This window comes from Sediminihabitans luteus (genome assembly GCF_002797595.1).
GTDB lineage: Bacteria > Actinomycetota > Actinomycetes > Actinomycetales > Cellulomonadaceae > Paraoerskovia > Paraoerskovia lutea.
The window spans coordinates 245,311-264,216 of record NZ_PGFE01000002.1 but is presented as its reverse complement, the minus strand read 5'-3'; the positions used below and the strand labels follow the sequence as shown (position 1 = coordinate 264,216).

The window sequence follows — 18,906 nt, the reverse complement described above, 5'->3', positions numbered from 1 at the left end:
CGTCAGTGGTTGGTGTACCGCGCAGCGGCCTCGCGCGCGCGCTGCTCGGCGAGCCGGGCGGCGAGCTCCTCGGCCCGTCGCAGCTCGACGGCGATCTCGCCCGCGAGCCGCGCCCGCTCGGCGGTGCTCACGGCGAGCCAGCGGTCCGCGGACTCGGCGGCGGTCTCACCCTCACCACGCAGACCGAGCACCACGAGGAACGCGCGCGCCACCTCCTCGCGGCCGTCCGGGTCCTGGACCCAGTCGTGCGGGCGTCGTGCCATCGCCGGCCCGGTCAGCATGGCCTCGACCGCGGTGACCACGGGGTCGTCCCCGAGGCGGCCCGGCAGCGCGGCGCGCACCACGACGCTGTCCCGCACCACGGGGGCGGTGACGAGCCAGGCCGCGACGAGGGCCGCGACCCGGGCGACCGGGGGTGCCTGCGGGCCGCACAGCACGTCGACCTGCGAGATCACCCGAGCGTTCCATCGGGGAGGCTGCCCGTCGGCGAGCTCGACGAGGTCGGCGAGCGCGGCCGGGGCGTGCACGCGCGGGTCGAGCAGGTCGACGGGGGTGGCGGCGAGCCGTCGCACGAGGTCGGGGACCGCGGGCCCTTCGACCGGATGCCGGCCGGATGCGGTGTTCACAGGGATCCTCTCGGTCGCGCGCCCCACAGGCGCCGGGCGAAGCTGGACGAGAAGCGCACGAGGTCGGCGTCGGTGATCACGGGGTAGACGTCGTACCCGGGGAGCATCCAGTCGATCTCCGACAGCACGCTCGCACCCGGGTACACCTGCAGCACGAGGCTCCCCCCGCCGTCCGCGGCCGCGAGCGCCCGGGCCGCGACCGAGGTCGACGCGGGGGCGACGAGGACCGGACGGTTCCAGGGGCCGCCGGTCACGTCGTCCGCCATGGACGTGACGCCGTCGTCCGAGATCACCGCGACGTGGCACGGCCCGCGCCGGGTCGGCGGGGCGCCGGTCACGGCGTCCCCCAGGTGCGTGCGGGCGAGCAGCGGCAGCGGGAACGACGTCGAGCCGCCGAAGTGCGCGACGATCGCGTCGAGCACGCGGTTCGCGTCGCGCGTGAACCCGTCGGTGCCGGCGATCTGGTCGGGGCCGCTCCACGTGGTCGCCTGCACGCGTGCGCCGGCGCGCAGCGCGGAGAGCGCGAGCACGGCACCGGCGAGGGCGATGGGTGCGCGCCGGCGCACGGGGTCGGGCATCGACCCGGAGGAGTCGAGGTACAGGTCGAGGTCGACGGGCTGCCGGGCGGTCTCGTCGCCCGGCTGCTCGTCCCAGGTGCGCCGCACCGTGGTCATGCCCGGCACGACGACGGGCGAACGCGCGACCGAGGCGCCCCAGTCGACGTCGGCGAGCTCGTCGCCCACGTCCCAGGTCTCGTGCGCGCCGAGCAGGGGTTCGGTGACCGTGGACGCCGGGCGGTCGGGGAACGGCACGAGGTGACGCGCCGCGTGCTCCTGGTACCAGGTGCGGGCCGCCTCCGCCTCGGTGGTCGCGAGGCCGAGCGCCCGCAGGACGGCGTGCAGGTCGGCGGGCTCGAGCGTGTTGCCGTCGACGTCGGACGCCGACCGGGTCGGGAACGTCCCGTCGTCGGGATCCCCGTCGTCGGACGCCGGGTCGTCGGGCGTCTCGGCCTGCGTGGCGTCGACCCCGACGACCCTCGCGTCGTCCGCGGGGTGCACCGCGGGCGCACCGAGTCCCGTCTCGGTCGCGACGCCGCGCGGCACCGACCCCTCGGGCTCGTGCTGTCGGCACACGAGTCCGCTCCCCAGCCGCAGCGCGGTCCCGGCCTTCTCGTCGCGGTCGAGCGCGGGCAGCAGCGGGGCGACGAGGAGGGCGAACCCCGCCGCTCCGCCCACGGGGTCGTCCGCGTAGCTGCGCACCAGCCGCGCGCACAGCAGCGCCTCGCTCTCGGGCACGTCGACGTCGGGGGCCGTGAGCACGCCGGGACCTGTGCCCCACAGGATCTCGTCGGTTCGCATCACGAGCTGCCAGAGTCCCTCGCGCGGGCGGGGCAGCGCGTGCCACAGCCCGACCATGTCGAGCCCCGCCCGGCGCTGCAGGCGGTCGTTGATCAGCATGTCGGACCAGAGGTTCGACACGAGAGCGACCATCCCGTCGACCTCGGCGGCCTCCTGGAGCCCCACGCGGACGCGGGCCGCGATGCGTGCGGACTGCCGCAGGTCGCCCGGCGAGCACAGGTGGTGGCCGACCTCGTGCGCGAGCACCTCGACGGGATGGTCGTCCACCCCGAGCCGCACGACCTCCGCGAGGTCGATGTGGACCTCGACGTCGGCGGTCGAGAACCAGGCGAACGACCGTTGGCGCTGCGGCGCCTCGTGCAGCACGGGCGCGTGCAGGCGCGTGTACGGGCCCCACGCGGCGAGCGCGCGCGGCCATGCCTCGGCCCACGCCTCGGCGAGCGCGGTCTCGCTCATTCGGGCTGCCGCCAGAGTCCCACGTGGTGGCTGCGCGTCGAGCTGGTGAGCGTGAGGAGCGCCCCCGAGCGCAGGGTGACCCGCGAGCTGCTGCTCGCACCGGCGTCCCGGACGTCGAACGGCGTCGGGGCGCCCCGCCCCGGGCCGTCCTGGTCCCGGACGACCGCCGACCCGTGCACGTCGGCGGCGACCCGCCACCACGACTCGTCGGGGACGTCGGTCCAGACCCACCAGGCGACCGCGGGCAGGTCGTCGTCGGGCGCGGCCACGACGGGAAGGGCGAGCCACGGACCGCCGGCGCCGCGGAACCCCCCGGGACGCGCGATCTCGCCGCGGTCCCGTGCCCCGGGCCAGAGCCACGGGTCGGCCGCGTTGACCGCGACGACGTGCGCGACGTCCGCGGTCCGGTCGAGCGAGAGCGCGGCCCGCGCGACCCGCGGGTCGAGCCGGACCGCGGCCTCGAGCGCGGCGCGCCGGTAGCGCACGAGCCCGCTGCGCCACGCCGCGACGAGCGCGACGGTCCGCACCGTCGCGAGGTCCCACCGCACGGCCTCGACCCGCGCGGCGTCCACGAGGCGGCGCGACCACGCGGCCGCGTCGCCCTGGCGGCCGACGGCGCCCACGGCGTCGACGAGCGCCGCGACCGTCGTCGGGGCGGCGTCGAGCCAGGCCGGGACGAAGCGGAGCACGTCGAGCACGACCCACCGCTCGAGCGAGGTCGCCGACCAGCGCCGGGCCGCGACGAGGCGTGCGACCGCCTGGACCGCCGCGTCGCACGTCGCGGCGAAGGCCTCGACCCCGAGCGTGTCGGCGAGCGGGTCGAGCGCCGCGGGCAGCTCGCGCATCGCGACCGCGAGCGCCGCCGGGTCGGCCCCGCGCGAGCGTGCGCCCGCGAGGACCTCGTTCTGCCGCTCGCGCGTCGCTCGCACGTGCGCGGCGAACGCGCTCACCGGCCGCTCCAGCGCAGCCACGCGAGGTAGTTCGTGTACCGCTGGTGGGCGTACTTGAGCGCGAGCGCGTCCTCGTAGACGTTGCCGTGCAGCTTGGCGCCCGTGAGCGAGTCGAGCAGCGTCTCGACGCGCGCGACGCGCGCGAGCACGTCCGCCTCGGTGAGCTGGTCGAGCCCGGCGCCGAGCTCGGCGAGGACCTCGCCCACCGGGTCGTCCCGGTCGAGGTCGGCGCGGTCGTACTGCGCGCACGCGGTGTCGAACAGGTCGCGCAGCCACGAGACGCGGTCGGTGCGCAGCGGCTCGCGCTCGGGGTCGCCGAACGGCGCCGAGGCGAGGTCCGGCGTGATCTTGTCGTGCAGCACGAACGGCAGGACGGCGCGCAGGTCGTCGAGCTGGACCTCGCGGTTGCCCCGGAAGTACGCCATCGCCTTGGCGTACGCGATGAGCGACTGGAGGGCACGCACGGACAGCCCGTTGAGCGTCTGCGCGCCGATCTCGCCGAGCGCGTCGCGTCCGGTGTCGGTCGCGGCGACCAGGTGCGGGTCGACGCCCGCGACCCGGGCGGTGTCCTTCGTGCGGTACTCGAACTGCCGACCGGCGTTCTCGAGCACCTCGAGCTGGCTCGCGAAGAACTCGAGCCGACGGCGCACGGGGGCCGGGATCGCGACCTGCAGGACCTCGCGGTGCAGGCGCTCGTGCTCGGCGTCGTCGAACACGATCTCGGGCGGCACGTTCTCCTCGGGGCGCAGGCGCTGCTCGGCGCGCGCGACGAGGTCGCCGAAGAACCGGTTGTTGAACGGCAGCGCGTGCACGACGACGTCGATGCGGTCCCGCAGCGCGTCCACGACCTGGTAGGTGCCGCCGCCCGCGTCGTCGTTGGCCGTGAGGTACCACGCGGCGTCCCCGGTCTCGTAGACCTGGTCGTAGCTCTCGACGTACCCGTCCGCCAGGAGCGTGAGCAGCGCGGACTGCGTGCGCGTCGGGATCCGGTTGTACTCGTCGACGATCTTGACGCGCATCGAGAGCCACGAGCGCCACGCGACCTCGACGTCCGCGAGGGAGTCCGCCTCGACGAGGTCCTTGGGCAGCGGGGTGCCGAAGAGGTCGGACACGCTCAGCTGCGGGTGCCCGTGCTGCATGGCGCGCCGCACGTCGCGCACCGGGTACCCGGCGAGCACGCCCATGAGGATCGCCGAGGCCGTCTTGCCCCGCCCGGGGCCGCCGATCATGAGGCAGCGCCCCCGCACCGCGAAGGTCAGCAGCGGCAGCAGCACGAAGCTCGCGTACGACTGGTCGCTCGGCAGGGTGAGCCGCGCGCGCGAGTCGCCCATGCGGTAGACGTCGGCCGGCGCCCCCGCGCGGTCGAACTCGACGTCGTAGAACGGGCTGATGATCGCGTGGTTCACGACCCAGAAGTACGCCTGCCGCAGCTTCTCGTCGAGCGCCGCCCCGGCGGCGTCCGCGGACGCCGCGCCGGCCGACGGCCCGGTCCCGGTCGGGAAGAGGTCGGCGACGTCGAGGTCGAGCGGGTCGCGCCGCCGCGCCTCGACGGGCCGGGTCGGCGCGGACGAGACGTGCTCGAACTCTCCGGGTGCGTTCATGCCTGCGACCCTATGGCCTGCACCCAGTGCTCCGCACCGGCCTGCGGCAGCGGGTCCGCGAGGGGGCGGGGGTGCGCCACGAGCGGCTCGACGAGCGCGAGCGCGGCGGCGAGCCGTTCGGTGCGCGACCCGTGCAGCTCGACCCACGGGACGCCGCGCGCTGCGAGCACCTCGCGGAACCGCTCCTGCATCGCGTGGCGCACGTGCTCGCCGTCGCGCAGGCCGTCCTGGACGAACGGGATCTCGTCGCCCGTGAGCAGGTACAGGTCGGGTGTGCGCCCGGCCGCGAGCGCCTCGACGCCCGGCGAGCGCCGACCCACGTACCGCTCGTGCCACAGGGTCGTGGCGAGCACGTCGGTGTCGCACACGACGAGCGGGAGCGGGGTCCGGCGGGCGGCGTCGTCCTCGCGGCGTGCCTGCTCGCGCGCGACGAGGTCGAACTCGGCGGTGTGCCAGGGAGCGGCGAGCCCGCCGGGGCGGATCTCGGACCACTCGCGACCGAACTCGAGCACGGGCTCGATCCCGTACCGCGCCGCGAGGTCGGCGGCCAGCGTCGTCGTGCCCGTCGACTCGGCCCCCAGCACCACGACGCGCCGGGCGTACCAGGCGCGCACGGCACCGGGCAGCGCCCACCAGTGGGCGACCGGGTCGGCGCGCACCGCGGTCCCGGACACGGGCACCGTGCTGCGGTCCGGGTCGACGCGGGCCCACGTCGCGTCGAAGCGCCGGGCGAGCTCGGTCCCGTACGCGTCCGACGTGAAGACCGCGTCGACCGGGCCGTGCGCGGGGTCGAGCAGGGCGCGCATGACCGCCACGTGCGCGTCCCACGCGGCGGGGTCGGCGTAGTCGACGGGCGCGTCGTCAGGGCCGTGCACGACGTGCGCGTCGGGCAGCTCGTCGCGCACCCACGCGGCGCGGACGTCGCCCGGCACGGACTCGGCGGACGACGTGAGCACCTCGACGGTCACGCGCTCGCACCGCGCGAGCGCGGCCCGCACGAGCTGCGCGTGGCCCGCGTGGAACGGGTAGAGCTTGCCGATCACGAGGCCGTGCGCGAACTCCTTCACGACGCCCCCGCGAGGGCGGGCTTGCCGCGCCCCACGGAGGGGGCGAGCTCGCGGCGCCACGTGACCAGCCCGTGCACGCACAGACCGATGAACCCGACGTACAGCACCGCGGTGAGCCACAGCCCCTGCGACGCGAACAGCGCGACGAGCGCGACGTCGGTCGCGATCCAGACCCACCAGCTGCCCAGCCACTTGCGGTTGAGCATCATCTGCGCGACCAGGCTCGAGGCCGTGGTCGCGGCGTCGGCCACGGGCACCGCGGAGTCGGTCCACGTCGTGAGCACCGCCCACAGCGCGACCGCGAGCAGCGCGAACGACACCAGCGCGACCGGCCACCCCCAGCGGGGCGTGCGGCTCACGGTCAGCGCCCCGCCGTCCGGCCCGCCGCGCACCCACCAGAACCAGCCGAGCGCCCCGAGCGCGAGGTACACGACCTGCAGCCCGGCGTTGGCGTAGATGCCGCGGTCGAAGAACAGCACGACGTACACGAGGTTGTTGGCGATGCCGAGGGGGAACGTCCAGACGTTCTGCCGCACCGCGAGCCACACGCACAGCGCCCCGGTGACGAACCCGATGATCTCCTCGATGGTCACGGCGACACTCTAGGGGGTCCGGGCGGGGCGCCGGTCGGGCTGCTCAGGCGGTCTCGCGCAGCTCGCGGCGCTCGCGCTCGATCGCGAGCAGGTCGGCGAACGCCTGCTGGTAGCCGTCCGGGTCGGCCGACGGGTCCATGCGCTGCAGGCGGCTACGGGCGTCCGCCACGCGGCGGGTCAGGCCCAGGTCCACGAGCCGGCGCACGACGTCGCGCACGTAGTTCGCGAGCGCGTCCGGCCGGTCCTCGGGCATCGGGGCGACCGCGAGCTCGTTGACGACCGGGACGGCGCGCGGCTCGGCGTGGTCGACGACGAGACCGACCCACTGCTTCTCGGGCGCGGCCTGCGCCGCACCGAGACCGCCCGCGGCCCGGATCGCGTCGTGCACCACGCGCCAGGCGGGGGTCGCGAACGCGTCGGTCTCGAGCGCGTCGAACGTGGGTGCGTCCACGGCGTTCGGGTACTGCAGCGCCACGAGCAGCGCCTGCCGCTCGAGCCGCACCGCCGGGTCGCGCGGGTCGGGAGCGGGCAGGGGCGGCAGGGGTGCGGGCGCGCCGTCGGCCCCGCCTTCCGAAGGGCCACCTGCAGGGCCGCCGGCCGGTCCGCCGTCCGACCCGGCACCGCTACCGCCACCGGAACCGCGGGCGTCCACGGCCCGACGGTCGGGCAGGTCGACGGGGCCCGCGAGCCGCGGCGCGTTCTGCACCGCACGGCGCACCGCGCCCTCGTCCATGCCGATCCACCCCGAGAGCATGCGCGCGTACTCGGGCTTGAGCGCCGAGTCGCGGATCCCGGCGACGATCGGCGCGGCCTCGCGCAGCGCCGCGACGCGCCCCTCGGCGGTGTTCAGGTCGTGCTTGTCGAGGGTCGTGCGGATCACGAACTCGAACAGCGGCGTGCGACCGTCCACGAGCGCGCGCACGCCCTCGGGGCCGCGCGCCATCCGCAGCTCGCACGGGTCCATGCCGCTCGGCTCGACCGCGACGAACGTCTGCGCGTAGAACCGCTGGTCCTCGCCGAACGCGCGCACGGCGGCCTTCTGCCCGGCCGCGTCGCCGTCGAACGTGAAGATCACCTCGCCGCCCATCGACGTGCCCGAGCGCAGCTGCAGGCCGCTCGCGGCCGACGTGTCACCCAGCAGGCGGCGCACGATCTTCGCGTGGTCGCTGCCGAACGCGGTGCCGCACGTCGCGACCGCGGTCGTGACCCCCGACAGGTGCGCGGCCATGACGTCGGTGTACCCCTCGACGACCACGACACGCTTGTGCTTGGCGATCTCCCGCTTGGCGAGGTCGATCCCGTACAGCACGTGGGACTTCTTGTAGAGGGTGGTCTCGGGGGTGTTCAGGTACTTGGGCCCCTGGTCCTCCTCGTAGAGCCGGCGCGCGCCGAACCCGACGATCTCGCCCGTCACGTCGCGGATCGGCCACACGAGGCGGCCGCGGAACCGGTCGTAGACGCCGCGCTGGCCCTGGCTCATGAGCCCCGACGCGATCAGCTCGGCCTGCGTGAACCCGCGGCCCTGCAGGTGCCGCTGCAGGCTGTCCCACCCCTGGGGCGCGTACCCGACCCCGAACGTCTCGGCGTCGGCGCGCTCGAAGCTGCGCTCGGCGAGGAACGCGCGCGCGGCACCGGCGCCGGGGCCCAGGAGCTGGTCGGAGAAGTACTCGGCCGCCACGCGGTGCGCCTCGATCAGGCGCTGGCGCCGGCCCGGCTCCTCGGTGCGCCGCTGACCGCCGCCCTCCTCGTACCGCAGCTGGACGCCGACCTTGTCGGCCAGGTACTCGACCGCGTCCGTGAAGGTGAGCCCGTCGATCTTCTGCACGAACGAGATGACGTCGCCGCCCTCGCCGCACCCGAAGCAGTGCCAGCGGCCCACCTGGGGCCGCACGTGGAACGACGGCGAGCGCTCGTCGTGGAAGGGGCACAGGCCCTTCATCGAGCCGACCCCGGCGGACTTGAGCGTCACGTGCGCCGAGACGATCTCGTCGATCCGTGCACGGTCGCGGACGGCGTCGACGTCCTCGCGCTTGATCAGTCCGGCCACGGGGCGAGTCTAGGCGCTCAGCGCGACCCGACGCCCGGGCCCGTGGACGGCGCCGCGGCGTCCGTCCCGGGCCGTGGGCCGACGAGCCTGCGGTGCAGCGCGATCGCGCTCAGGTCGGTCAGCGCCGCAACCTGGTCGACGACGACGCGCATGCGGGCCGCGTCGTCGTCCGCGGCGGCCCAGTCGGCCGCGAACGACCCCTCGAGCGCCGCGGGCGCCTGCTCGCACAGCACCTCGACGAGCTCGCGCACGATGGTGCGCTGGCGCTGGTAGATCGGCTCCTGCTCGCGCGGCGCCATGACGTACGCGACCGCGATGCCCTTGAGCGCGAGGATCTCGGCGTCGGTCTCGTCGGGCACCACGAGGCGCGCGCCGTACCGCGTGAGCGGGCCGTCGCCGTGCTCGGCGCGCGTCGCGTCGTGCGCCGCGCCGCTGAACCGGCCGATGAGCTGGCTCGTGGCGTCCTTGAGCCGCGCCAGGGCGCGCCGCGAGCCGTCGAAGCCGACCACGAGGTCGCCCGTGGCCCGCAGGCGCAGCAGCGCCGCGTCGAGCGCCGCGGCGTCGTGCTTGCGCCCGTACCAGGCGTGCACCGCGGCGGCGATGCGCGCGCGCTCTTCGGCGACGTCGAGCAGGCTCAGGTCGATCCGGCCGCCGACCACGGCGTCCTCGACGTCGTGCACCGAGTACGAGATGTCGTCGGCGAGGTCCATGACCTGCGCCTCCATGCACTTGACGCCCTCGGGGGCGCCCTCGCGCAGCCACGCGAAGACCGGCTGGTCGTCGGCGTAGACCCCGAACTTGTGGGTCGGCCCGCCGTCGGTGCGCACGGGGCCCTGCCCGCGCGCCCACGGGTACTTGACGCTCGCGTCGAGCGAGGCCCGCGTGAGGTTGAGCCCCGCGGGCGTGCCCTCGGTCGTGAACACCTTGGGCTCGAGGCGCGTGAGCAGGCGCAGCGTCTGGGCGTTGCCCTCGAACCCGCCGACGTCGACCGCGACGTCAGCGAGCGCCCGTTCGCCGTTGTGCCCGAACGGCGGGTGCCCGAGGTCGTGCGCGAGGCACGCGGTGTCGACGACGTCGGGGTCGCAGCCCAGCCCCTTGCCGATCTCGCGGCCGACCTGCGCGACCTCGAGGGTGTGCGTGAGCCGGGTGCGCACGAAGTCGTCGCTGCCCGGGCCGAGCACCTGCGTCTTGGCCCCGAGGCGGCGCAGCGCGGACGAGTGGACGATGCGCGCGCGGTCGCGCTCGAAGGGCGTGCGGGCCTTGCTCTTGGGGGGTTCGGCCGACCAGCGCTGCTGGTCGGCGTCGCTGTACCCGCCGCGCGGGGGCGTGCTGGCCGTGGTCACGGCACCCACCCTAGAGGAGCGGGTGCGCCCCCTCCTTCGCTCGACGCCGCACGGGACCGGCTACCGTGTGACGTCGAACTTCTCGCGCGGCGTCCGGGAGCCCGAACGGAACGCCGCGAGGCCTCGCTCGAAGTCCATGGACGACGCGACGTACAGCACCGACCGGTCGTGCGCCACGAAGATCGTGCCGCCTCCGCGGACGGCGTGGACCACGCAGACGCCGAGACCGTCGGGAAGGACCCTGACGGTCAGGTTCGTGTCGTCGGTGAGTCGGCTGAAGAGCGCTCGCCCGTAGGCCTCGAGCCTCACGTGCGGGTCGGGGACCTGCTCCGCAGGCGCGACGGACGCCTGCAGGCCCCGGTAGACGCCCGTGCGCAGCTCGACCTCCCACGGGCCGACCTGCGGCATGCCGAGCGCGTGGGCGACGGCGATCTCGGCCTCGACGTCGTACGGCACGCGCACGACCTGGACCGAGAACGGCCCGCGGTCGGGCGAGTCGGCGACGCCCTCGAGCACGACGTAGGAGGGCACGGGCTCGTCGAGCGGGTTGCCGACGCTGCCGACGTTGATCAGGGTGCGCCCGCGCGAGGTCCGCACGAACGCGTCGTGCACGTCCCCGTAGACGACGACGTCGGGCGTCGGCCCGTCACCCGTGAGCTCGGTCGTGGCGAACATGCCGTCGAAGCCCTCGCGCACGTCCCGGAAGAAGAGCTTGCTGTACACGCTGCGCGCGGAGGCGTGCAGGAGCCGCACGCGCCGACCGCTCAGGAGCAGGTCGTGGCTCAGCGGGAGCGACCGCACCCACACACGCTGGTCGGGCCGCAGGTCGGCGAGCCACCAGGCGAACTCGGGCGACGGGTCCTGCATCACGGGCAGGAAGTCCTCCCAGTTCCCGCGCACGCAGACCTCGCACACCTCCTGGAGACGGTCGACGACCGCGCTCCCCCGCGGCCCCTTGCCGATCGCGTCCCCGAGACCGAGGACCCGGGTGATGCCGCGCGACGCGATGTCGTCGAGCACCGCCTCGAGCGCGGTCAGGTTGCCGTGGACGTCCGAGATCAGCGCGAGCCGGTCGAGGGTCATGACCACGCATCCTTCCTTAGACTCACAGGCATGACCTCCACGGACCACGCCCCGGACACGGACCCGAGCACGACCGAGCTGCGCGCGACGACGCTCGTGCACGCCGCGTCGTCCGACCCCCGCTGGTGGCGCGACGCGGTGATCTACCAGGTGTACCCCCGGTCGTTCGCCGACGCGGACGGCGACGGCATGGGTGACCTGCCGGGGATCACCGCGCGCCTGGACCACCTCGTGGACCTCGGGGTCGACGCGGTGTGGCTCTCCCCGTTCTACCGCTCGCCGCAGAAGGACGCCGGGTACGACGTCGCCGACTACCGCGACGTCGACCCGCTGTTCGGCACGCTCGAGGACGCCGACGCGCTGCTCGCCCGCGCGCACGCGCTCGGGCTGCGCGTGATCGTCGACCTCGTGCCCAACCACACCTCCGACCAGCACGCCTGGTTCCGGGCGGCGCTCGCCGCCGCGCCCGGCAGCCCCGAGCGCGCACGCTACGTGTTCCGCGACGGCAAGGGTGCGACCGGGTCGGTGCCACCCAACAACTGGCAGTCGATCTTCGGGGGTCCCGCCTGGACGCGCCTGCCCGCGTCGGACGACGACGGCCCGCTCGGCCCGCCCTGGTACCTGCACCTGTTCGACTCCTCGCAGCCCGACCTCGACTGGTCGAACCCGCAGGTGCGCAGCGAGTTCGAGGACGTGCTGCGGTTCTGGCTCGACCGGGGCGTCGACGGGTTCCGGGTCGACGTCGCGCACGGTCTCGTCAAGGCCGAGGGCCTGCCCGACTGGGCGGGCAAGGTCTCGATGGTCGAGGGCACGCACCACGACGCCCGCACGGGCACCGCACCCGCGCTGCCCGCCGCGGACGTCCCGCCCGGCACCGACACCTCGGTCAACGGCCCCATGTTCGACCAGGACGGCGTGCACGAGATCTACCGCGACTGGCGCCGCGTCCTCGACGCGTACGCCGGCGACCGCTGCCTCGTCGCCGAGGCCTGGGTCGAGCCGATGGAGCGCCTCGCGCGCTACGTGCGCCCCGACGAGATGCACCAGGCCTTCAACTTCGCGTTCCTGCTCGCCCCGTGGGAGGCCCCCGCGCTGCGCGACGTCGTCGTCGAGTCGCTCGAGACGTCGGACGGCGTGGGCGCCCCCACGACCTGGGTGCTGTCCAACCACGACGTGGTGCGGCACGCGTCGCGCATGGGGTTCGCCGACCCGGCCGACGCCCCCGAGGGCACGGCCGGGATCCGTCCCGACGGCGTGCAGCCCGACCCGGTGCTCGGCCTGCGCCGCGCCCGCGCCGCGACCCTGCTGCTGCTCGGCCTGCCGGGCAGCGCGTACCTCTACCAGGGCGAGGAGCTCGGCCTGCCGGACTTCACGAACATGCCCGACGACGCGCGCCAGGACCCGTCGTTCCACCGCACGGGCGGCGCGGACATCGGCCGCGACGGCTGCCGCGTACCGCTCCCCTGGGTCGCCGACGCACCCGGCTTCGGGTTCGGGCCGAGCGCCGCGACGTGGCTACCCCAGCCCGAGGTCTACGGCACGCTCGCGGCCGACGCGCAGACCGGCGTCCGCGGGTCGACCCTCGAGACGTACCGGGCTGCGCTCGCCGCACGGCGGGAGCACGGGCTCGGGCACGGCGACCTCGCGTGGGTCGACGCGTGGGCCTGCTGGCCCGACGTCGTGGCGTACCGCAACGGGGACGTCGTGGTGCTGACCAACCTCGGCGCCGAGCCCGTCCTGCTGCCGCGCGGCGCGCACGTGCTCGTCGAGTCGGGGCCGACCGTCGCGGACCGGTCGAGCCGCCCGCAGGTGCGGGTGCCGACCGACACGACGGTGTGGTTCCAGGCCTGACGGTGTGGTTCCGGGCCTGACGGTGTGGTTCCGGGCCTGAGGGAGGCTCAGCCGCCCGAGACGCTCAGCTCGGCCTCGCGCAGCGACTCCGCGAACTCGGCGTCGAGCTCGCGCGAGTCGAGCCACCCGTAGGGCAGGTGCGGCTTCTTGGGCGAACCCGCACGCCCGCGCGGACCCTCCGCGTCGTGCCCCGGGTACGGCGCGTCGTGGTCGAGACCGTCGAGCAGCGTGCGCAGCTCGTCGAGCGAGGACACCATCGCGAGCGCGCGCCGCGCGTCACCGCCCACCGCGTAACCCTTGAGGTACCAGGCCATGTGCTTGCGCAGGTCACGGCACCCCTTCGACTCGTCCTCGAAGTACTCGACCATGAGCTCGCCGTGCCGGTAGATCGTCTCGGCGACGTACGCCAGCCCGGGCGTCACCCGGTCCGCGCGCCCTTCGAACGCGGCCTGCAGGTCGGCGAAGAGCCACGGCCTGCCCTGGCAGCCGCGCCCGACGACGACGCCGTCGCAGCCGGTCTCGGTGACCATGCGCACCGCGTCCTCTGCCGACCAGATGTCGCCGTTGCCGAGCACCGGGACGTGCTTGACGGTCTCCTTCAGGCGCGCGATCGACGACCAGTCGGCCGTGCCGCTGTAGTAGTCGGCGGCGGTGCGCGCGTGCAGCGCGACCGCGGCCACCCCGGCGTCCTGCGCGATGAGACCTGCCTCGAGGTACGTCAGGTGGTCGTCGTCGATGCCCTTGCGCATCTTGATCGTCACGGGGACGTCGTACGGCCGGGCCGCGTCGACCGCGGCCTTGACGATCGACGTGAACAGGTCCCGCTTCCAGGGCAGGACGGCGCCCCCGCCCTTGCGCGTGACCTTGGGCACCGGGCAGCCGAAGTTCAGGTCGACGTGGTCGGCGAGGTCCTCGCTCGCGAGGATCTTGACCGCCGCGCCGACGGTCGCCGGGTCCACCCCGTACACCTGCGCCGAGCGGGGCGACTCGTCCTCGTCGAACGAGACGATCCGCAGCGACTCGGTGTTGCGCTCCACGAGCGCGCGCGACGTGACCATCTCGGCGACGAACATGCCGCCGCCGTGCTCGCGGCACAGGCTCCGGAACGCGCGGTTCGTCACGCCGGCCATGGGGGCGAGCTCGACGGGCGTGTCGATCGTGTACTGGCCGATCTGCAGCGGGGGAAGGAGGCTCACGCCCCCATTCTCCCACCCGCGCCGTGGTGGGTCAGAGCCAGCCGTGCTCCTGCGCGATCCGGACCGCCTCGGCCCGCGTGCGCGCGTTCGTCTTGCCGATCGCGGCCGACAGGTAGTTGCGCACCGTGCCCTCCGACAGGAACGTCGCGGCCGCGATGTCCGCGACCGTCCCGCCCGTCGACGCCTCGAGCAGCACCGAGCGCTCGCGGTCCGTCAACGGGCTCGTGCCGACCGCCAGGGACTCGACCGCGAGCTCGGGGTCGACGACCCGCAGGCCCGCGTGCACGCGGCGCACCGCGTCCGCGAGCTGCTCGGCCGGGGTGTCCTTGACCACGAACCCGCTCGCCCCGGCGTCGAGGGCCCGCCGCAGGTAGCCGGGGCGGCCGAACGTCGTGACGATGAGCGCACGGCACGTCGGCACCTCGGCGCGCAGCGCCGCCGCCGCCTCGATGCCGTCCATGCCCGGCATCTCGACGTCGAGCAGCGCCACGTCGCATCGATTCGCGCGGGCGGCGGCCACGACCGCGCTGCCGCTCGCCGCCTGCGCGACGACCTCGAGATCGGGTTCGAGGTCGAGCAGCGCGGCGAGCGCACCGCGCACGAGGCCCTGATCGTCAGCGATCAGGAGCCGGATGGGATCGGTCACGAGGAGCCTTCCAGGAGCACCGGTTCGGTGCGACGGTCATCGGTGGGAGAGGTCTGGCGGGACGTTCCGCGGGTCTTCGACGTCGGGCGCGGGCCGGGGCGCCCCAGGTGCTGGCACGGGTCGAGCGTGACCGCGAGACGGAAACCACCGAGCGGGCTGCGCCCGGTCACGACGGTCGCCCCCGCCGCGCGCGCACGCTCCGAGAGCCCGAGGAGCCCCGATCCCTTCCCGCCGGCCCAGCCGCGGCCGTCGTCCTCGACGACCACGCCGTCCCGGGCGAGGGTCACGCGCACGCGTGAGGCGTGCGCGTGCCGGAGCACGTTCGTGGTGCCCTCGCGCACGACCCACGCGAACAGCTCGCGGTGCTCGTCGGGCACGATGTCGATCGCCCCCGGCAGGTCGGCCTCGACGCCCGCGGAGTCGAGCACGGCCCGGCAGTTCGCGAGCTCCGCCCCGAGGGTGACGTGCCGGGCGTGCGCGATCATGCCGCGCACGTCGGAGAGCGCGGTGCGCGCGAGGGACTGGATCTCGGCGACCTCGGCGGCGCCGCGCTCCGGGTCGGCGCGGAGCATGCGCGTCGCGAGGTCCGCCTTGACCGCGATCACGGTCAGCGAGTGCCCGAGCACGTCGTGCATGTCGCGGGCGAGCCGCTCGCGCTCGTGCGTCGCGGCGAGCGTCGCGACCTCGTCCTGCGCGTCCGCGAGCTGACGGTTCGCCTCGACGAGCCCCATGAACGCGTAGACCGCGGCACTCGTGAAGACGATGATCATGACGATGTTGCCCGCCGAGTCCCAGCCGACGACGAGCGGGACCACGACGGTCACGGTCGCGCTCACGCCCGCGACGACGAGCGCGAGCGGGGACCGGAAGAGGAAGATCGCGCACACGTTGAGGAACACCAGCCCCTCGAACGCGTGCTCCTGCGCACGGATCGAGGTCAGCGCGACGCACAGCGCGAACAGCACGAGGAACACCCACGCGGCCCGCGGGTCGACGTCGTACGTGCGCGTGCCGTAGAGGCACGCGACGTAACCCACGACGGTCAGCGCGACCGCGACGAGACCCACGGTGCGGCCGACGCCCGGCGGCGAGGCCCACACCACGAGCCACGGCTCGAGCATGAACCCGATCCAGATGGCCCCGAGGGTCGGGCCGAGGATGCCGAGCGACTGACGACGCCGTGCGCGCGGGGCGGTCACCCCCGCACGGGACCTGCGACGGGTGATCATCGGCTCACGCGCCGGGCTCTCGACGTTCACGGGCCATACGGTACGGCGCCGACGGCTCCCGGCGCCGCGTCGTCCTCATGCGGGGACGGCGGCGTACAACCGCGTGACCGCGGCGGGCTCGCTCGGGTGCTGGACGATGACGATGTCGCGGGCACGGGCGAAGGCCGCGAGGTAGCGCGCGACCACGTCGGGTCGCTCGGTGTGCCCCGTCAGGCGCGTCCCGCAGAGCTCGACCTCGAGCACCGGGTACTGCTCGACGAGGTTGACCGCGGCACGCTCGGCCGCGCGCTCGGTCTCGAGCACGCCCGAGACCTCCCAGACGGCGCGGTCGCACGCCGTGCGGCTCTCACGTCGCGCGACGTGCGGGGCGTAGTAGTCGAACGTGGGCGTCGCCATGGATAGATCCTGGGGCCGGGCGGCCCCTGAGCCACCCGTGCAACGTCACGCGGGGGCCATGACATCCGTCATGACCCCCGCGCCGGCCGTTCCGATCAGGGCGCGTAGGAGTCGCAGCCCCATCCATCGCCGTCCGCGTCGAGCCTGTGGTAGTCGTTGGCTCCGACCCACACCCGCATGCGGACGTCGGAACAGTCGAGGTCCCGCCCCGGGTAGTTCCACGGGCCCCGCTCGTAGGCTTCGACGTAGTCGCTCGCACGGTCGGACGTGAGGTTCGAGGCGCCCGCGTACTTCACGATCCACGTGCCCGAACGGGACTGCGAGTGCTTGAAGGAGTAGGCACCGCTCGACGTGGTCCGCACCGAGCCGACCCGCACCGCCCCCGCCGAGCCGGCGGGGTCGAAGTAGACCGAGACCGTCTTGGGCGTGGGCGCGATGAGACGACCGTGCTTCGTGTACTTCAGGTGCCCTGCGACGGTCACCGTCCCACCGATCGCGACCGGCTCGGGCGACGCGTTGACGGTCAGTCTCGTGGGGTATCGCGCTGCGACGTAGTCGGTCGCACGGTCAGAGGTGAGGTTCGAGGCGCCCGCGTACTTCACGATCCACGTCCCCGACTGGGACTGCGAGTGCTTGAACGCGTACGCCCCCGTCGACGAGGTCCGCACCGTGCGGATCCTCACGGGCCCCTTCGACCCGGCCGGGTCGAAGTACACGGTGAGGGTCTTCGGCGTCGGCGCGGTGAGCACACCCTGCTTCTTGTACTTCAGGTGCCCTGCGACCGTCACCGTCCCACCCGCCGTGACCGGCTCGGGCGACGCGTTGACGCTGAGGTAGGTGGTGTACCGCGCGGCCGCCGGTGCGGGCGCCGCAAGTCCGACGGACACCGCGAGAGCGGCCGCGCCTGCGACGGCAGCGGTGATGAGCTTGTTCATGGTTTCTCTCGTACTTGGAAGGTGCGGTCAGCAGCCGACGAGGCGCGCGCCCAGGTACTGCGTGACCTGGTCGAGCGCGACGCGCTCCTGCTCCATCGAGTCGCGGTGACGGATCGTCACGGCCTGGTCGTCGAGGGTGTCGAAGTCGACCGTGATGCAGAACGGCGTGCCGATCTCGTCCTGACGGCGGTAGCGGCGACCGATCGCGCCGGCGTCGTCGAAGTCGACGTTCCAGTTCTCGCGCAGCTCGGCCGCGAGCGCCTTGGCCTTGGGCGACAGGCTCTCGTTGCGGCTCAGGGGCAGCACCGCGGCCTTGACGGGCGCGAGGCGCGGGTCGAGGCGCAGCACGGTCCGCTTGTCGACGCCGCCCTTGGTGTTGGGCGCCTCGTCCTCGGTGTACGCCTCGACGAGGAACGCCATGAGCGAGCGCGTGAGGCCCGCGGCGGGCTCGATCACGTACGGGATCCAGCGCTCGTTCTTGGTCTGGTCGAAGTACGACAGGTCCTTGCCCGAGTGCTCCGAGTGCGTCTTGAGGTCGAAGTCGGTGCGGTTCGCGATGCCCTCGAGCTCGCCCCACTCGCTGCCCTGGAAGCCGAAGCGGTACTCGACGTCGACCGTGCGGGTCGAGTAGTGCGAGAGCTTCTCCTTCGGGTGCTCGTACAGGCGCAGGTTCTCGGGCGAGATGCCCAGGCCCGTGTACCAGGCCATGCGCGTGTCGATCCAGTACTGGTGCCACTCCTCGTCCGTGCCGGGCTCGACGAAGAACTCCATCTCCATCTGCTCGAACTCGCGCGTGCGGAAGATGAAGTTGCCGGGCGTGATCTCGTTGCGGAACGACTTGCCGATCTGCGCGATGCCGAACGGCGGCTTCTTGCGTGCCGCCCCCGCGACGTTCGCGAAGTTCACGAAGATGCCCTGCGCGGTCTCGGGCCGCAGGTAGTGCAGGCCGGACTCGTCCTCGACGGGGCCGAGGTACGTCTTGAGCATCATGTTGAAGTCGCGCGGCTCGGTCCACTGGCCGCGGGTGCCACAGTTGGCGCACGCGATCTCGGCGAGGCCGCCCTCGGGCGCGCGGCCCTTCTTCTCCTCGAACTCCTCGATCATCTGGTCCTCGCGGAACCGCTTGTGGCACGAGAGGCACTCGGTGAGCGGGTCCGTGAACACGCCCACGTGGCCCGACGCGTGCCACACCTGGCGCGGCAGGATCACGGACGAGTCGATGCCGACGACGTCCTCACGGCGGGCCATGGCCTTCCACCACTGCCGCTTGATGTTCTCCTTGAGCTCGGTGCCGAGCGGCCCGTAGTCCCACGCGGACCGCGTACCGCCGTAGATCTCACCCGACGGGAACACGAAGCCCCGCCGCTTGGCGAGGGAGACGACGTTGTCGAGACGGGAAGGCGCAGCGGCCACGGTGATCACTCCAGGAGCTCGGGTGTACCCCGCACGTGGCTTCGTGGGGGTGATTTCGGACGACGGACGCCCGGGTCGTCCCGGGCGCCGAGGTACCAGCCTACCGAGTCGGGACG

16 protein-coding genes are annotated in these 18,906 nt (G+C 73.9%); 1 reads left to right on the top strand and 15 read right to left on the bottom strand.

The genetic code is table 11. From position 1 onward, the window contains the following. Positions 1 to 2 precede the first annotated feature (2 nt). Genes CLV28_RS07225 through CLV28_RS07185 form a run of 9 tightly spaced genes read right to left on the bottom strand, consistent with a single transcriptional unit; the run spans position 3 to position 11,124 of the window. Positions 3 to 626, bottom strand: a complete 624-nt coding sequence (locus CLV28_RS07225; RefSeq protein WP_100422649.1) for a hypothetical protein — start codon at positions 624 to 626, stop codon at positions 3 to 5. Then, a complete protein-coding gene (locus CLV28_RS07220; RefSeq protein ID WP_100422648.1) occupies positions 623 to 2,440 on the bottom strand; it encodes a hypothetical protein in 1,818 nt (605 codons plus the stop codon). The genes CLV28_RS07225 and CLV28_RS07220 overlap by 4 nt, the downstream gene beginning before the upstream one ends. Further along, on the bottom strand, positions 2,437 to 3,390 hold the full coding sequence (locus CLV28_RS07215) for a hypothetical protein (protein WP_157802556.1): 954 nt from the start codon (positions 3,388 to 3,390) through the stop codon (positions 2,437 to 2,439). Before CLV28_RS07215 ends, CLV28_RS07220 begins: the two co-directional genes overlap by 4 nt. After that, positions 3,387 to 4,991: a MoxR family ATPase gene (locus CLV28_RS07210; RefSeq protein ID WP_100422646.1), complete on the bottom strand. Its 1,605-nt coding sequence runs from the start codon at positions 4,989 to 4,991 to the stop codon at positions 3,387 to 3,389. The genes CLV28_RS07215 and CLV28_RS07210 overlap by 4 nt, the downstream gene beginning before the upstream one ends. After that, positions 4,988 to 6,058 (bottom strand): AAA family ATPase, encoded by a 1,071-nt coding sequence (locus CLV28_RS07205; protein ID WP_100422645.1) that lies wholly within the window; start codon positions 6,056 to 6,058, stop codon positions 4,988 to 4,990. Before CLV28_RS07205 ends, CLV28_RS07210 begins: the two co-directional genes overlap by 4 nt. Further along, on the bottom strand, positions 6,055 to 6,651 hold the full coding sequence (gene pnuC / locus CLV28_RS07200; RefSeq protein ID WP_100422644.1) for a nicotinamide riboside transporter PnuC: 597 nt from the start codon (positions 6,649 to 6,651) through the stop codon (positions 6,055 to 6,057). The genes CLV28_RS07205 and pnuC overlap by 4 nt, the downstream gene beginning before the upstream one ends. A gap of 43 nt (positions 6,652 to 6,694) precedes the next feature. Then, positions 6,695 to 8,698, bottom strand: coding sequence for a DNA primase (gene dnaG / locus CLV28_RS07195; protein ID WP_100422643.1), 2,004 nt, complete (start codon positions 8,696 to 8,698; stop codon positions 6,695 to 6,697). A 17-nt stretch (positions 8,699 to 8,715) separates the two neighbouring features. Beyond that, complete coding sequence (locus CLV28_RS07190; protein ID WP_100423066.1) at positions 8,716 to 10,041, bottom strand: deoxyguanosinetriphosphate triphosphohydrolase; 1,326 nt, start codon at positions 10,039 to 10,041, stop codon at positions 8,716 to 8,718. Positions 10,042 to 10,101: 60 nt separating this feature from the next. Continuing rightward, a complete protein-coding gene (locus CLV28_RS07185; RefSeq protein ID WP_100422642.1) occupies positions 10,102 to 11,124 on the bottom strand; it encodes a metallophosphoesterase family protein in 1,023 nt (340 codons plus the stop codon). A gap of 30 nt (positions 11,125 to 11,154) precedes the next feature. On the opposite strand from CLV28_RS07185, the gene CLV28_RS07180 reads away from it, so the two are divergent. Next, a complete protein-coding gene (locus CLV28_RS07180) occupies positions 11,155 to 12,975 on the top strand; it encodes a glycoside hydrolase family 13 protein (RefSeq protein ID WP_100422641.1) in 1,821 nt (606 codons plus the stop codon). A 47-nt stretch (positions 12,976 to 13,022) separates the two neighbouring features. On the opposite strand, the gene dusB is transcribed toward CLV28_RS07180, so the two are convergent. The 6 genes from dusB to CLV28_RS07150 all read right to left on the bottom strand — a co-directional run bounded on the left by dusB (position 13,023) and on the right by CLV28_RS07150 (position 18,790). After that, on the bottom strand, positions 13,023 to 14,171 hold the full coding sequence (dusB, locus tag CLV28_RS07175; protein ID WP_100422640.1) for a tRNA dihydrouridine synthase DusB: 1,149 nt from the start codon (positions 14,169 to 14,171) through the stop codon (positions 13,023 to 13,025). A gap of 31 nt (positions 14,172 to 14,202) precedes the next feature. Further along, complete coding sequence (locus CLV28_RS07170) at positions 14,203 to 14,817, bottom strand: response regulator transcription factor (RefSeq protein WP_100422639.1); 615 nt, start codon at positions 14,815 to 14,817, stop codon at positions 14,203 to 14,205. Then, complete coding sequence (locus tag CLV28_RS07165) at positions 14,814 to 16,076, bottom strand: sensor histidine kinase (protein ID WP_100422638.1); 1,263 nt, start codon at positions 16,074 to 16,076, stop codon at positions 14,814 to 14,816. Before CLV28_RS07165 ends, CLV28_RS07170 begins: the two co-directional genes overlap by 4 nt. 45 nt (positions 16,077 to 16,121) lie before the next feature. Then, positions 16,122 to 16,442 carry a hypothetical protein gene (locus CLV28_RS07160; protein ID WP_100422637.1) on the bottom strand — a complete coding sequence of 107 codons (321 nt, stop codon included), beginning with the start codon at positions 16,440 to 16,442 and terminating at the stop codon, positions 16,122 to 16,124. A 95-nt stretch (positions 16,443 to 16,537) separates the two neighbouring features. Beyond that, positions 16,538 to 17,377 carry a hypothetical protein gene (locus CLV28_RS07155; protein WP_100422636.1) on the bottom strand — a complete coding sequence of 280 codons (840 nt, stop codon included), beginning with the start codon at positions 17,375 to 17,377 and terminating at the stop codon, positions 16,538 to 16,540. A gap of 27 nt (positions 17,378 to 17,404) precedes the next feature. Beyond that, positions 17,405 to 18,790 (bottom strand): glycine--tRNA ligase, encoded by a 1,386-nt coding sequence (locus CLV28_RS07150; protein WP_100423065.1) that lies wholly within the window; start codon positions 18,788 to 18,790, stop codon positions 17,405 to 17,407. Between the last annotated feature and the right edge of the window lie 116 nt (positions 18,791 to 18,906).